Here is a 14891-nt window from a genome sequence, read left to right as displayed (position 1 = left end):
TAATTCGGTAGAATATGCGAATTAATACAAATAGTCGGTTTCGGTGAGTCAAAGCAAATAGTAGGTTTCTGAAAATGAAATTAAGGCATCTCGATATTTTTTATGCAGTCATGACATGTGGCTCTTTAACTCGTGCAGCGGAGGTTTTACATATCTCACAACCCGCGGCAAGTAAGTCCTTAAAACATGCAGAACAACAACTTGGCTTACTCTTGTTCCAGCGAATAAGAGGAAAGTTAATTCCCACGGCTGAGGCAAACCTGCTATTTGAAGAAGCCAAAGAAGTTTATCAAAATCTAGATAAACTAAGAATTTTAGCGCAAAATTTATCACGTGATCCGCAAGGTAAACTAGCCATTGGTTGTCTACCTAGCTTAGGGCTAAACTTAGTACCTGAAGTGACCGCGCAATTTATTAAAAAACACCCCAATATCAAACTCACGATCGGTACACATCATACAACGGATATTCTGCAGTTATTAACCCAACAAAATCTCGACATTGGTATTGGCTTTAATCTTGAAATTGAAGGGGGCATTACTGTTCTTCCCATTGCTGATATCCCATTAGTCTATGTGGATAGTAAATTACCATTGCACTCCCCTGTATCACTCACCGATATAGACCAAGAGCGTTGGATCCATCCTGGGTCTGACTCCTTATCTCAGCTATTACAAAAGCGCCATGAGTTTGCAGAATCAAATATTAGTGTTCATACCTACCATATGGCAGCAGAATTTGTTCAAGCGGGTTTAGGCTGTAGTATTACGGATATTTTTTCAGCCGAACATACGCTACCTGAGTCAATGATTTACCCACTAAAAGAAGGTTTACATCTTGCCGTATCTGTTTTTCATCGCGCAGACAAACCATTAACCAAAGCTGCACAAAATTATGTTAATACTTTGGCATCCACACTTGAAAAAAGAAATAAAGTAGTTAACCAAAAGTTATACTCTAGTAATGAAAACTCAATTGTTTAGTTAGCTTATTCACCGTTAAATAATAACATCTTGGTTATTATGGGTTACGGATTATTATGACTAAACATGTGGTGGTTATTGGAGCTGGTGTAATTGGTTTAAGCACCGCCTATGCATTAATTAAAGCAGGCCAAACCGTAACATTAGTTGAATCAGATACCGATGTTGGCATGCAGACCAGTTTTGCTAACGGTGGGCAACTCAGCTATCGCTATGTATCTCCTCTTGCAGACGCCGGTGTTCCTTTGCAAGGCCTACGTTGGATGGGGAAAAATAATTCTCCTTTAAATCTAAAAATAACGCCTTCAATACAACAATGGTCTTGGCTTGCACAATTTACATTAGCTTGTAACCGTAAAACCAATAAAATTAATGGTGCTCATCTTTTACGTTTATCACTTTTTAGCCAAGAAATAATGAATAAATGGCGTAACAATGGTGATATTTCTGATTTTGCTTGGGAGAAATCAGGGAAATTAATTATCCACCGAGATAATAAAAGTTTTCAAAAAGCCAGCGAAACAGTTGATAAACAATTTCAAAAAATATTAACACCCTCTGAAATTGTTGGGCTAGAACCTTCTTTAAAAGACATACAGTCTCAGCTGGTAGGTGCAATATATGCCCCTGATGATGAGAGTGCAGATTGCTATTTATTCTGTAAGAACCTACTGCAATATTTACTCACGCAATCTCAATTTAATCTTTGCTTACAACATAATGTTCAATCTTTCATTAAACAAGATGACTGCATTACAGGAGTAGCCACTCACCAGGGAACTATTCAAGCTGATGATTTTATTGTTTGTGCCGGCAATGGTAGCCGCGAATTGTTAAAACTACTAAATATTAATGTCCCAATTTTAGGGTTAAAAGGCTATAGCTTAAGCGTAGAATACCCGCAGGTAGAACATATTGTTCCGAAAATTAACGTGACTGATTACGGCAATAAAATTGTCTATGCCAAACTTAATGATCAATTACGCATTGCTGCGATGGTTGATATTGGTTATGACAAGCATGGTTTACGTGAAAATAGAATACAAGCTCTTAAGAAGATTATTAAACATACCTTTCCTGAACTACCTAAAATTGACGATGCTGAAAGCTGGTGTGGGTTACGCCCTTCAACACCAAAAGGCCCACCGATATTAGGAAAAACAACCTATAAAAATTTATGGCTTAATGTTGGACATGGCAGTTTAGGGTTTACTCTTGCCGCAGGCAGCGCGGAAATATTGACTCAATTAATTACAGAACAAAAAACGCCAATTTCTTTAACTGGATTAACGAGGTAATCATGTCCATAAAACGTAACAACCCAAAACCACGCTTAGCTGATAGCGTTGAATATTCAGGTTTAGTTTACTTATCAGGGCAAGTACCTAATGATCTAACGGGTGATATCACACAACAAACCAAAGACGTTTTTGCCAAGATTGATTCATTACTTGCTGCAAGCAACAGTGATAAAACACGTATTTTATCCGCCCAAGTTTGGATTAAAGATATCAAACGGGATTTTGCTGCCTTTAATGCGGTATGGGAAAGTTGGATGCCTATAGAGAATAGCCCTGCCCGTGCAGCTGTTGAAGCCAATATGGCTCGGGAACAAGTACTGGTAGAAATTATGGTGATTGCGGCTCAGCGTTGATCTCTGTTTAGTGATATTTTAAATATAAAAAAGCAGTGAGGCTGACTGCTTTTTATTACTCTACCAATTTAATCTTCTATTTGATTTTATAATATCCGATTAAATAATGAATTTAATCAATTTCGTTAGACTTATTATAAAATAAAGACTTTCATTTTCACCCTCCTTAACTATTATCAAATCAATTTCAATAAAAATAAATAGCTAATAAAAAATTATAAATGAAGAAAAAATAATTATTAACTGGAGAGACTAAATGAAAGAAACCGTGATTGAATATATTTTATCGAAGTTATATGACTTAGGCATTGAAGATATTTTTGGTGTTCCTGGTGATTATTCATTTCCTATTAATGACGCTGTTTGTGTTAGTTCTCGACAGCGTTGGATTGGTAATTGTAACGAACTAAATGCAGCCTATGCCGCTGATGGCTATGCTCGAATAAAAGGTGCCGCTGCATTATCAACCACATTTGGCGTTGGCGAATTAAGCGCACTCAACGCAATAGCGGGTTCCTATGCAGAAAGGTTACCGATATTTCATCTTGTCGGAATGCCACCAAGCCAGTCAAAGAAAAAACGTCTAATTAACCATCATTCTTTAGGTGATGGTGATTATGATGTTTTCTATAAAATGAGCCAGCATATTGTCTGCGCCCATGCCATTATAACCCCAGAAAATTGTATTGAAGAAACAGAGCGATTAATCACTTGTGCCTTACACGAGCGTCGCCCAGTTTATTTTGGATTACCTGCTGATTATGCTGTAAAAACTGTAGTTAAGTCACCTCATAATATGGTTCCATTAATACCAAAAACCAACCCAGAAATACTAAAAAACATTATCCATCTCATCTTAAATAAATTAATAAATAGCCAGCAACCCTGTTTATTAGCAGGGTCAATATCTCTACGTTTAGGATTACAAAAAAGCTTACAAACTATTATCGAAAAAACCAATATTCCCTATACAACCTTTTATATGGATAAGAGTGTTTTAGATGAAACTAATACACAATATATTGGAATGTATGCGGGGGAGTTCATCAATCCACAAGTGACTTCATTTGTAGAAAACTGTGATTGTGTTTTAAATATCGGCACTATAATGTCAGATTTTAATACTGCTTGTTACACCTCTAATATTGAAGAGGGAAACATAATACACATTATGGATAATTACGTTGTGATTAGTGGCCAACGCTACGATGAGATTTATATGAAGGATGTCATCTCATCGTTAAAAGATAAATTGACATCAACTTCTAATTATTATTTTTATCATAATAATTACCCTAAAGCACAATCACTTGGTACACCAATAAATTCAAAAACACAAGAAATAACGGAAACATTCTTATACCCTCGTTTAGAAAAAATGCTCAAGCCTAACGATATTATATTTGGTGATACAGGAACATTTACCATGGGCTTATCATTTGCACTTTTACCTAAGGGGGCATCATTTCATTCTCAATCTTTATGGGGATCAATTGGCTGGGCCACTCCTGCTGCATTAGGAGCAGCTTTAGCATCTCCCTCCAGCCGTCTTATTTTAATAACTGGTGAAGGTGCTCACCAATTAACAATACAAGAAATTAGTCAATTTTCACGATTTGGGCTTAAGCCTATTATTTTTGTTCTAAATAACGACGGCTACCTTATCGAACGACTATTTTGTAAAGAACCTGAATATTATTATAACGATGTTACTCAATGGAATTATGCACAACTGCCTTCGGCATTTGGGTGCGATGATTGGTATTGCCAAAAAGTAACAACCTGCGATGAACTCAATGATGCCTTACAACATATTGAAACTCTCGATAGCGCAGCTTACATTGAAATAATGACAGACAGGTATGACGCATCAAAGTATTTAGTAAAAATGGGAGAAGCTATTACTTCTACATACTAACTATATTGTTTGTAGCTAGCTCCGCCATCTAAAATGGCGTGAGCTATTAGAAATAAAATTACATTGTATTTAATTTATACTCACTAACTTTTTCGTTTTACATGTAATCTCTGATGAGATCACGCCATTTTTATAAGCAACAATGTCGGCCATTATCGCTAAAGCAATTTCTGGCGGTGTTTTACTACCAATTGGAATACCAATCGGAGCATGAATGCGTTCTATTTCCTCTTCCGTCATCCCACCGGATGCTATAAGCCGTTCACGACGGCGAGCACTAGTTCTTACTGACCCCATTGCACCAATGTAAAAAGCATCTGTATTAACCGACTCCATCAGTGTTAAATCATCAATACGGGGATCATGGGTTAAGGAAACAATGGCAGTATTTGGAGAGCAACCCTGTTCTTCTAAATAGCGGGCGGGAAATAAAGAAATAACCTCAACTTGAGGTGGAATTTGTGGTGCAAACCGCGCTATTTCTTCTTCTCGGTGATCGCAAATAATGACCTCAAAACCCAATGTTAACGCAAAATTAGCGCAATAAGCCCCCACAGTGGAAATACCTGCAATGATTAGGCGAGGAGGAGCCGCAATGTATAACTGAATTTTATCGCCATCACGTTCTATCTGTGTTGGTTGTTCTGACTTATTAGCTATATGAATTTCACCACTCTGCGGCAATAGAACTTTTTTGATAATGGCAGAATAACCTAATAACGCATTTTGGATCTCAACGAGATAATTAAGTGATTTTTCATTATTTGGTAGATATTCAATCAAAACATCTAAACTACCATCACACGGTAAATTAACTTTAGTCTCAATCCCGCCTCTTCCATAGCGAACAACTTGGCTGCTACTCACATAATTATTATTTTTTATGCGCTGAATAAAATCCTCTTCAATACATCCACCAGAAAGTGAACCTATATATTGACCGTCCTGTTTTGCAACCAACAAAGAACCCGGGCTTCTCGGCGAAGAACCATAGGTATTTAATACGGTACATAACCAAATTGGTTGCTCTTTTATCCAAGCAACGGCTTGAGAGATAACAAAAACATCTTCACGCAACATATTCATCCCTTATTCGTTATCAACACTTGGATAATCAATATCTTTCACAACATTTTCATCATTTATGTCCAGTTTATAGACAAAATTATCCTGTAATATTGATTTTGCCCCTTCATCGCCGGACAATTTAATTAAATCTGAATAATATTTTGCAGATATTCCCACTGGATGCCCCAGTAAACTATTATATACTGGCCGTACTAACGTATGTTGTTTTAATTCATTTGCTATACGTATAAATAATCTACTATTGATGTATGGCATATCTGCTAAATGAATTATCCACCCATCTAAATTTGAAGTATTTTTAACACCAAATGCGATTGAATCACCTAACCCAGTACTATTTATCAATGAGTATGGAATATTAAATTGTAAACAATTATTAATGACGCCTTCATTCTCAGGCCGAGTTACTACATGAATAGGAATTCCGCTATCTATTGAATTAAAAAGTGTTTTTTCAAATACCGTGCTTTTCCCTAGCCCAAAATTTAATTTACTGCCTTTACCTCCAGCATTTTGAAAACGCTCACTTTTTCCTGCTGCCAATATCAAAATACAAATATTCATGGTTTTTATTCTAAATCGATATACTGATTGCGTATCTCATAAATAAAGTATATTCAGTAAGATCACAAGAACTACTTATCATTAATTTGAAATTTATTAAGAGAAGTATAATATAAATGTGATACAAGTAATTTTTTCGATATGACTATAAAAATAAAAATACCGATGTAATAATAATAAGTGTAAGGGTGTATTATGAGCAAAAGCAATGTCGAACTCTCCCGCAGACACTTTCTAAAATGTGCCGTTATAGCGGGAATATCTGTTTATTTAGCCCCTTTGTATAGCCGTGCTTTTGATGTGCTATTCGAAGAAAAAATCCTTCAATCTCCTGACTGGAATCCAGTCGATAAGCAAATCAAATTTCGTATTGATGGGTTTGCCAAAGTCCAAGGGGAGAAAGTCTTTGCCAGAGACATTCGCGCACGCGATATTCCTCACTGGCCAAAACAGCAAGGTCATGCATTTTTACTCCGCGTAACTCAAGCCGATAAAATTTACCAAGGCTTTAATCTTGATCTGCTGAAAGATGGCCTCATGCCTGACCGCATCGTAACCGCGAGAGACTTAGAAAAAGATGGTGTCGCTTTCCCTGAATTTTATGGCGATGATTTATTGCTTCCGGAAGGGAAAACCCCCGCTTACCTTGGCCAAGCCGTTGCATTATTGATTTACCATGATTTTGCTAAATTCCGCTTTGCCAAAGAAACCCTAAAATTCCGTGACGATGTTATCCAATACGGTGCATTTACCGGCCCACTGGAACGGGACCCATGGGGAAGCTACCGTGGCGTGCGAATTGGCAGTGAAAATCCTTATGATCCTGATATTTACTCAAGCCTAAAAGATATGCCAATCTCCCCTATTGGCATGAAAAAACACTTGCCCGTTTGGCCAGAAGGCCGTGAAGGTGGGAAATTAGATCAACAAGGCATGCTATATGCTGATGAACTCGCCAAACAGTTGGAAAATCCGCCAGAAGACTGGTTAGTGCTCAAACGAAAATACTTTTCTCAATCGATTGATACTGCTGCCTTAGAGCCTGATAACGCTAACGGTTGGTACGACGCCAAAACACAGTCATTCCATCTTGTTATTCCGACACAGTCCCCTCAGGAAGTTGCGGAATCATTACCAGAGATGTTGGCAAAATCGCACTTTCCAATTAAACAAATTTTCCTACACCCTTGTTTTACCGTTGGTTATGGTTCTAAAGACCACACTCCATTCCCCTATTATGGTGCGATGGCAACATTATATGGAGACGGAGTCCCTATTCGTCTAGCTAATGACCGTTATGAACAATTTCAATCTACCATCAAACGCCATGCTTTCGATATGGATTACACCTTAGCGGTTAATAAAAAAACGCATAAAATTGAAGCCCTTTCAGCTTCTTTTATCGGTGACGGCGGTGGTCGCTGTAATTTTACGCCTTCCGTTGTCATGGTCGGGGCTACTGGGGCCCAAGCTATCTATTATATTCCCCGTAGTGATTTATCTGCGGTCGGTATTGCATCAAGAGCTGTCGATGCGGGTTCAGCTCGCGGTTATGGTACTTTACAAGCCATGGCAGCAACCGATATGTTAATGGAAGAAGCCGCAAAACTCCTAAAAGTAGACCCCATCGAGTTCCGTCTTAAAAATATCATCAAATCTGGGATGAAAAATACCCAAGGGGCAATTCCTGGCGGCGCAATTCGTGCCGATGAAGTGTTAACCCGCTGTGCTGCTCACCCAATGTGGACTGACAGAGCCAAACGTAAAGCCGACTTTGAAGCGAAACATAGCGGTAAACTATTCGGTACAGGGATTTCTTGTGTGCAAAAAGACTTTGGGACAGGTGCGGAATCCTCCTTTGCTCGCGTAGAACTTACCCCCGAGGGTAAAATAGCCATTTATCATAGTGGAGCAGAAATTGGTACAGGTATGTCTACGTCCCAATCGGTGGTTTGCGCTAAATGGTTAGGAAAGCCTGCGGAACAAGCTCATTTTTCGGTTGTAGATTGGTCAATTTTACCTATGGTGTCGACAGGTAACCCGTTTGCCATGTCACAAGATGAACAAAACCACCTCGCGCAAAACCCATTATGGACACCGAATTACTGCTCACCGGCAAGCGCCAGTAATTCAGCCTATTATTTCACTCATAGTACAGACGCAGCCGCACGCATTATATTTGAGCATGGGTTATGGCCCGCTGCCATGTCAATTTGGCAAGAAGGGATTGGCGGCGGACAAGCTGCCCCTCTAGTTGTTCGCCGTGAAGATGCACGCTGGGTTGCTGAAGGCTTAACGGCTGATGGGCTTGAGGTGCTTAGCTTACCGCGCTTAATTGAACGCACTTTTGCAATGGGCGGGGTAACTGGCGCAGTGTGCCACGTATTTAACCGCTGGCAATGGGCCGAAGCCGATTTCCCTATTCAGGGTGAAACTCGCCGTTTACCGATTGATGGGCTATCACTACGATTTGCCGATAAAGAATACCAAGTTTGCCACCGTGAAAAAGCCTATTACCCTGATACGCAAAGAAATAATGCCGGAGTCACTTACTACAGTGCAGTCGCTACCGTGAGTGAGCTATCCATTGATAAGGCAACTGGACAAGTCGAATTGCTGAATCACCATAGCGTAGTGGAGTGCGGTAACCTTATCGTGCCACAACTGGTTTCAGGGCAAATTCAAGGTGGTTTAGCAATGGGGATCGGCCATGCCCTCCATGAATATTTACCTCTCTACGAAGATGGTCCCGGTAATGGGACGTGGAACTTCAACCGTTATCATCTCCCTCTAGCCAGCGACGTTGCAGTTTGGCAGCAAACCAATGAAGTCCTACCAGGACTTTCGGATACAGACCCGCCAAAAGGCGTTGCTGAGGTTGTTATGATCCCGGTGGTTTCATCCATCGTCAATGCCATTGCAGATGCAACTGGTCATCATTTCTTGCATTTGCCTGTACGCGCAAAAGACATTTTAGAGGTAATATCATGAGCCTAAATTTCCTTCCCCTTACCTTAACCATTAATGGCCAACAGTATGGACCAATGGACGTGCCTGAAGGCCTCATGATGATAGACTTTCTTCATGAATATGTCGACCTAACAGGTTCTCGTCTAGGCTGTGGTCAAGGCATCTGCCATGCTTGCGTTGTTATCTTAGATAATCCATCTGGTACCAGCGAAGAAATCCGCACCTGTATTACTGGTGCACATTTTTTCAATAATAAAAGCATCCGAACTATCGAAGGGGCTGCCACCAAAGAAGAAAACGGGGAGGTAAAACTATCTCCGGTTCAACAAGCTTTTGTTGAAAATTTCAGTTTTCAGTGTGGCTACTGTACCCCAGGTTTTGTAAATGCAGCGACTGTGTTTATTGAAGAACTTCAGCGAAACCCGATTGCAGAAGCAGACTTAGAAGAGGCTATCAAACAAGCTCTAAATAACCATATATGCCGTTGTACTGGTTATGTACGCTATTATGAAGCAGTACGCGATGTGGTTCTTGCGACTCCTGGTCTTATCAAGGAGGCAGTAAAATGATCAAACGAATTATTTTATGGTTGATAGCCATCGCTATCATCGTTTGGGCGGTGCTCTACTGGTATGAAAGCCGTACCTTAGATGGCCCGGTACAAAAAGTCACCGCGACGCCTCAAGAAATTGAGCGGGGTCGTTATCTCACATTGGCCGGTGACTGCGCTGCATGCCACACCAGTGCTGATGGCGCACCATTAGCCGGTGGTTTTCCACTCGATACCCCATTTGGTACCATCTACAGCAGTAACTTAACGCCCTCAGCTGACTTTGGTATCGGCCGCTGGACAAAAGATGATTTTTATAAAGCACTGACCCAAGGTATCTCTCCACCGAGTAAAAATCTTTATCCGGCAATGCCTTATACATCCTATAAAGGGATCACTCGGGAAGATTCTGACGCTATTTACAGTTATTTGATGAGCCAGCCAGCTATTGATGTCGCGCCACCTGAAAATTCATTGCCATTCCCACTAAACCAACGTATGGCCATGATTGGCTGGAATTTATTGTTTTTTAACGATAAACCACTCCCCGATAGCTCACAAGGTAGCTCCCCTGAATGGCTACGTGGTAAGTATTTAGTTAACGTATTAGAGCACTGTGCTGAATGCCATACGCCAAGAGGAAAGCTGGGAGAAATGGATTTAGATAACTTTATGAAAGGGGGGGCCTTAGGTCGTTTTGTTGCTCCAGATATTACCCCGCAAGCGCTTGCAGAACGAGGATGGACAAAAGAAGATTTACAGCAGTTTTTCATGACTGGACTCACACCACAAGGTTCCGCCTACAGTGATATGCACCCTGTAATTTATCTGAGTTCTCAACATTTAACTCCAGAAGATAATAATGCCATAGCCACCTATTTAATGGGCGATAACCCGCCAGCAACTTCGCCATTAAGAATGGGGGAAGGTAATGCACAAGGCCGCCAAATTTATTTAGAAACCTGCTCAGGTTGCCACTCCTATGACGGTAGCGGTAAACCGAATGTGGCGGTGGCAATGAAAGGAAATTCAACATTGCGTGATGTGGATAGCACTAACCTAATTAATGCAATTCTAGATGGTTTGCCTGAGCAAGCATTCCCAAATAACCAATATATGCAAAGCATGCCAGGGTTTGCCAATAAGCTAAATGACCAACAAATTAGTGACTTAGTGAACTTCCTTCGCGTTCAGTGGGGAGGACAACCTGCTGATGTCACCCCGGAGCATGTTAAATCCTTACGTCAATAATGACAAAAAATGAACTATCGGGCTTGTTCGTATTTAACGAGCCCAATAGTTTTCTATTTAATAACCGAATACAAATATACTTTACATAATTAAATGCATATTGATTTAATCATTTATTAATAAGAATTAGTATCATTTAAATAAATTGTGTTCTAATAAAGCTCAGTTATTTTATTCAATACTGTCATATTAAGATGACTTAAACAGTATTATTCACTTTCTTGTCTAAATCCCTTTACTCGTTCTTGATATATCATTACAGATACCCATACTATTTATGTAACTTACTGAGCTATCTGATATTAGTCATCAAATTGTGAGCAAACTTAAGCGAAATAAAACGATCTTATAATGAATGACTAAAAAATATTATTTACTTCCATTGCTCATAATAAAAACCCTAAAAATATAATCAGGGAGCACAACATGTCGGGACATATTTCTAGACGCAATTTCATCAAACTAGGCACTATTGCGGGCATTGCTGTTATGGTCGGCAAACTCCCTTTTGCGATAGCAATGGAGCTCGATTCTGACGCCCCATCAACGGATTGGATTGGTCAAAACGGTAAAGCACGTTTTCGTTGGGATGGCGTTGAAAAAGTCACTGGCCGTAAAAATTTTGCTCGTGATTACCGCGCTAAAGACATCCCCGGCTGGCCAAAAAAACAAAGTTATGCCTTTATGTTAAAAGCGACAGAGGCAGATAAAACCTTTGAAGGCATTGATATTTCAATGTTAGGGCCAAATCTACAACCTGATAAAGTTGTTTTACAAGAAGATCTTATCCGTGATGGCTTAAATATTCCCCAAGATACCAGTATGGGGAAAGGCTTCTATGGCACCAATATTTTAGTTCCTCTAGGGGATACACCGCCGATTATTGGCCACCCAGTTGCTATCTTGATTTATCATGATTTCGATAAATATAGTGCAGCACAGCGGATGTTACGCTTTGCCACAAACACCGTAAAATACGGAACGGTGACAGGGCCAAAACCGCCCGCCAACTATGGTGCAGCACGGTACGTGCGTATCGGTGGTGACACACCACTTTCGCCTTCTATTTTTTCCCCTTATCAAGATTCAGGTATTAAAGGCGGGTTCGATGGCAATACGCCTATTTGGCCACCTTATGACCCCAAGCACGCCATTTCTATTCCCCCAGTGATCCGTAAAGATCGTGGCGGTGGCTTTATTCAAGCCCTTCATCAGGCAGAAAAAAGCCCTGATAAACAAGAAAAAGCGATGGATTACGCGCGGCAAATTGAGCAAGAAATCGCAGCGGCTCGCGAGAACCCTGATAAGTTTGTGATTGAGCGCCATGGTTTTTCACAATCCATTGACCCTTGCGCGATGGAGCCAGACAACTGTAATACTTGGTATGACGCGCAAACCAAAACACTGCATATCTTAACCGCGACACAGTCTCCTGCTGGTGTAGTTAATGCTGCTGCTGAGCTATCTAAACACAACAAACATTTTTCCGTCGAAAACATTGTGTTATTAACCGGTTCTACTGTTGGTTACGGCTCAAAAGACTATTCGGTTTTTCCTTTTTATTCGATGGTCGCTAGTTTCTACGCTGATGGCTTACCTGTTCGCATGGCAAATGACCGCTATGAACAATTCCAAATGGGAATGAAACGCCACTCCATTGAAATGGATGTCACCATCATTGGTGATAAAAAAACGGGTAAATTTGATGTATTAAAAGGCACTTATAACTGTAATGGTGGCGGTCGTGAAAACCTCTCCGTTGCCGTATCTCACGTAGCAGTGCGCGGTGCTCAGTCTATTTATTACTTCCCTAAATCTGACCTCACTGCTCTCGCCATGGCCACTCCGGCTGTCGAAGCGGGGTCAATGCGTGGTTTTGGTTCCTTACAATCGATGGCTGTTACTGAATTGATGGTGGATGAAATCGCTCATAATCTTAATATTGACCCGATTGAACTGCGCCGCCGTAATGCCATTTTAGAAGGTTATCCAAATACACAAGGCGGCGTAATAGCCGGTGACCCACGCAACGTTGAAATGTTAAATCTTGCGGAAAAACACCCAATATGGGTCGAACGTGAGAAAAACAAAGCCGATTATGAAGCGAAAAACCCCGGTAAGCTATACGGTGTTGGCTTTGCGCAAGTGCAGCAAGTTTATGGCTCTAGTGGCGTCCCAACCATTCTTTCCCTCGAATTTGATATCAATGGCAAACTAACAATGCGCCATTGTATGCAAGAGATTGGCACCGGTGGCACAACCGCACAGCAAGTGATGGTATGGCAAGCACTCAGCAAAGCCCCTGATGTCGTTGAGTTTGGGGTGACTGAGTTTGAAGAACTACCGCTTAAAACCAGTTGGGCCGACCAGAAAAAACAAGATGAATTATCCAAAACTGATCCCTATTGGACACCCGCTCTAATACCTGACATGAGCTCATCAAGTGGTGTTTACTACATTGGGTTCGGTACGCGCCAAGCTGGCCATTTTTTATTGGAAAATACCCTCTGGCCTGCGGCCAAAAGTATTTGGAGTGAAGGCCCCGGCGGCGGTGCGTTCAACGGCCTAAATGTCGAGTTTGCGGATATTCGTGTCGGCCCAGAAGGTATTGGCGGTGGCGGAATGAAGCCCATTCCTTTTGACATTTTAGCCAAAAGAGCCCATGAGATGGGGCTCATCACCGGGGTTGCTGTTCACGGCTATTCCAGCTGGCAGTGGGCTCGTGCAGAGTTCGATATCCCAACTGTGGGCTTAAAAAATCTGCCTCTTGATGCGATATCCGTTCGTTATGGCGAGGGTGCGCCACAAGAGCTGAAAAAACAGATGACAACTGGCGGTTACCATTTTATTAAACGTAAAATTGCCTATTACCCACCCACACAACGCGCAAAAGCAGACCCCACAACGGTCACACCCGCTTCTTGCCTAGTCGAGCTCAACGTCAACACGATGACAGGTGAGGTCGATGTCATGCGCCACCATATGATTATGGATCCCGGTACGATGATTGTCCCTGAATTGGTTTCAGGCCAAATTCAAGGGGGTACCGCGATGGGTATCGGCCATGCATTGATGGAAGAATTACCACTGTATGAAGATGGACCGGGTAATGGGACATGGAACTTTAATCGTTATGTCCTGCCACGCGCTAAAGATGTGGCGGTTTGGCGGCAAACTATTGATTACTTACCACCTCTCTCAGAAACTTCGCCACCCAAAGGCATGGCTGAACTGGGGATGATCCCAATCTTACCTGCGACGAGCAATGCATTAACCCATGCAACAGGCAAGCGTTTCTATGAATTCCCTATTACGGTAGATAAAATTAAAAAGGCACTCTCATGAAAATCAACAATGCCGTTCCGATTATTGAGCGCAAGCCACTAACGCTGACCATTAACGGCCAAAAAATTGGTCCTATTGATGTCCCTGTTGGGATGCCAATGATTGAGTTTCTACATGAATACCTTGACCTCACCGGCACTCACTTTGGTTGCGGCCAAGGGATTTGCCATGCTTGTACCATTATGGAAATCCAGCCCGATGGCACAACGGTTGAAAGCCGGACTTGTATCTTTGGTGCCCATTATTTCAACAATAAAAATATTGTTACCATCGAAGGGCAAGCCAAACTGGATGAACAAGGCAAAGTTGTTGAATTAACGCCAATTCAACAAGCTTTTATCGAAAACTTTTCGTTCCAATGTGGTTATTGTGCTCCCGGTTTTGTCACAGGTGCAACGGTGTTTCTTGATAAACTGAAGAAAAACCCAGTGAAGCGAGACCAACTCGAACATGCGATTGAAGAAGCCCTCAATGAGCATATTTGCCGTTGTACAGGTTATGTACGCTATTATGAAGCTGTGAGGAAAGTCGCTCTCGACACTCCCGGCTGCGTGATCGACTAGGGAG

Annotated in this window: 11 protein-coding genes; 9 read left to right on the top strand and 2 right to left on the bottom strand. The window is 41.2% G+C overall.

Annotated features, from left to right (window positions below):
- The first annotated feature begins 74 nt into the window (after positions 1–74).
- From M1F26_RS04650 to M1F26_RS04635, 4 genes are all read left to right on the top strand, one after another.
- Positions 75–983: a LysR family transcriptional regulator gene (locus tag M1F26_RS04650; protein WP_140171303.1), complete on the top strand. Its 909-nt coding sequence runs from the start codon at positions 75–77 to the stop codon at positions 981–983.
- Between the two features lie 56 nt (positions 984–1039).
- The gene (locus tag M1F26_RS04645; RefSeq protein ID WP_140171305.1) at positions 1040–2281 is read left to right on the top strand and encodes a D-amino acid dehydrogenase; all 1242 of its coding nucleotides are present in this window, start codon (positions 1040–1042) and stop codon (positions 2279–2281) included.
- Between the two features lie 2 nt (positions 2282–2283).
- Positions 2284–2637 carry a RidA family protein gene (locus M1F26_RS04640; protein ID WP_140171307.1) on the top strand — a complete coding sequence of 118 codons (354 nt, stop codon included), beginning with the start codon at positions 2284–2286 and terminating at the stop codon, positions 2635–2637.
- A gap of 256 nt (positions 2638–2893) precedes the next feature.
- Complete coding sequence (locus M1F26_RS04635) at positions 2894–4555, top strand: alpha-keto acid decarboxylase family protein (protein ID WP_140171309.1); 1662 nt, start codon at positions 2894–2896, stop codon at positions 4553–4555.
- A gap of 69 nt (positions 4556–4624) precedes the next feature.
- Here M1F26_RS04635 and M1F26_RS04630 read toward each other — a convergent pair whose 3' ends face one another.
- Together M1F26_RS04630 and M1F26_RS04625 are read right to left on the bottom strand one after the other, a co-directional pair.
- Positions 4625–5635: an XdhC family protein gene (locus M1F26_RS04630; RefSeq protein WP_140171310.1), complete on the bottom strand. Its 1011-nt coding sequence runs from the start codon at positions 5633–5635 to the stop codon at positions 4625–4627.
- A gap of 9 nt (positions 5636–5644) precedes the next feature.
- Positions 5645–6208, bottom strand: coding sequence for an NTP transferase domain-containing protein (locus tag M1F26_RS04625; protein ID WP_140171312.1), 564 nt, complete (start codon positions 6206–6208; stop codon positions 5645–5647).
- 195 nt (positions 6209–6403) lie between these two features.
- Here M1F26_RS04625 and M1F26_RS04620 point away from each other — a divergent pair, with 195 nt between their 5' ends.
- The 5 genes from M1F26_RS04620 to M1F26_RS04600 all read left to right on the top strand — a co-directional run bounded on the left by M1F26_RS04620 (position 6404) and on the right by M1F26_RS04600 (position 14887).
- On the top strand, positions 6404–9199 hold the full coding sequence (locus M1F26_RS04620) for a xanthine dehydrogenase family protein molybdopterin-binding subunit (RefSeq protein ID WP_140171314.1): 2796 nt from the start codon (positions 6404–6406) through the stop codon (positions 9197–9199).
- Positions 9196–9747 carry a (2Fe-2S)-binding protein gene (locus M1F26_RS04615; protein ID WP_004260697.1) on the top strand — a complete coding sequence of 184 codons (552 nt, stop codon included), beginning with the start codon at positions 9196–9198 and terminating at the stop codon, positions 9745–9747. The genes M1F26_RS04620 and M1F26_RS04615 overlap by 4 nt, the downstream gene beginning before the upstream one ends.
- On the top strand, positions 9744–10979 hold the full coding sequence (locus tag M1F26_RS04610) for a c-type cytochrome (protein WP_140171316.1): 1236 nt from the start codon (positions 9744–9746) through the stop codon (positions 10977–10979). The genes M1F26_RS04615 and M1F26_RS04610 overlap by 4 nt, the downstream gene beginning before the upstream one ends.
- Positions 10980–11405: 426 nt before the next feature.
- The gene (locus M1F26_RS04605; RefSeq protein ID WP_140171318.1) at positions 11406–14324 is read left to right on the top strand and encodes a xanthine dehydrogenase family protein molybdopterin-binding subunit; all 2919 of its coding nucleotides are present in this window, start codon (positions 11406–11408) and stop codon (positions 14322–14324) included.
- Positions 14321–14887, top strand: coding sequence for a (2Fe-2S)-binding protein (locus tag M1F26_RS04600; RefSeq protein WP_004260707.1), 567 nt, complete (start codon positions 14321–14323; stop codon positions 14885–14887). Before M1F26_RS04605 ends, M1F26_RS04600 begins: the two co-directional genes overlap by 4 nt.
- Positions 14888–14891: the final 4 nt, after the last annotated feature.

The sequence above is a fragment of the Providencia sp. PROV048 genome (assembly GCF_033688165.1).
GTDB lineage: Bacteria > Pseudomonadota > Gammaproteobacteria > Enterobacterales > Enterobacteriaceae > Providencia > Providencia hangzhouensis.
The sequence above is the reverse complement of the archived record's forward strand: the minus strand, read 5'-3'. Positions and strand labels throughout refer to the sequence as shown.

Excerpts from the sequence above, each read along its gene's own strand:
- M1F26_RS04600 (WP_004260707.1), top strand. The coding sequence starts at position 14,321 with ATGAAAATCAACAATGCCGTTCCGATTATTGAGCGCAAGCCACTAACG.
- M1F26_RS04615 (WP_004260697.1), top strand. The coding sequence starts at position 9,196 with ATGAGCCTAAATTTCCTTCCCCTTACCTTAACCATTAATGGCCAACAG.
- M1F26_RS04620 (WP_140171314.1), top strand. The coding sequence starts at position 6,404 with ATGAGCAAAAGCAATGTCGAACTCTCCCGCAGACACTTTCTAAAATGT.
- M1F26_RS04650 (WP_140171303.1), top strand. The coding sequence starts at position 75 with ATGAAATTAAGGCATCTCGATATTTTTTATGCAGTCATGACATGTGGC.
- M1F26_RS04605 (WP_140171318.1), top strand. The coding sequence starts at position 11,406 with ATGTCGGGACATATTTCTAGACGCAATTTCATCAAACTAGGCACTATT.
- M1F26_RS04625 (WP_140171312.1), bottom strand. The coding sequence starts at position 6,208 with ATGAATATTTGTATTTTGATATTGGCAGCAGGAAAAAGTGAGCGTTTT.
- M1F26_RS04640 (WP_140171307.1), top strand. The coding sequence starts at position 2,284 with ATGTCCATAAAACGTAACAACCCAAAACCACGCTTAGCTGATAGCGTT.
- M1F26_RS04635 (WP_140171309.1), top strand. The coding sequence starts at position 2,894 with ATGAAAGAAACCGTGATTGAATATATTTTATCGAAGTTATATGACTTA.
- M1F26_RS04645 (WP_140171305.1), top strand. The coding sequence starts at position 1,040 with ATGACTAAACATGTGGTGGTTATTGGAGCTGGTGTAATTGGTTTAAGC.
- M1F26_RS04610 (WP_140171316.1), top strand. The coding sequence starts at position 9,744 with ATGATCAAACGAATTATTTTATGGTTGATAGCCATCGCTATCATCGTT.
- M1F26_RS04630 (WP_140171310.1), bottom strand. The coding sequence starts at position 5,635 with ATGTTGCGTGAAGATGTTTTTGTTATCTCTCAAGCCGTTGCTTGGATA.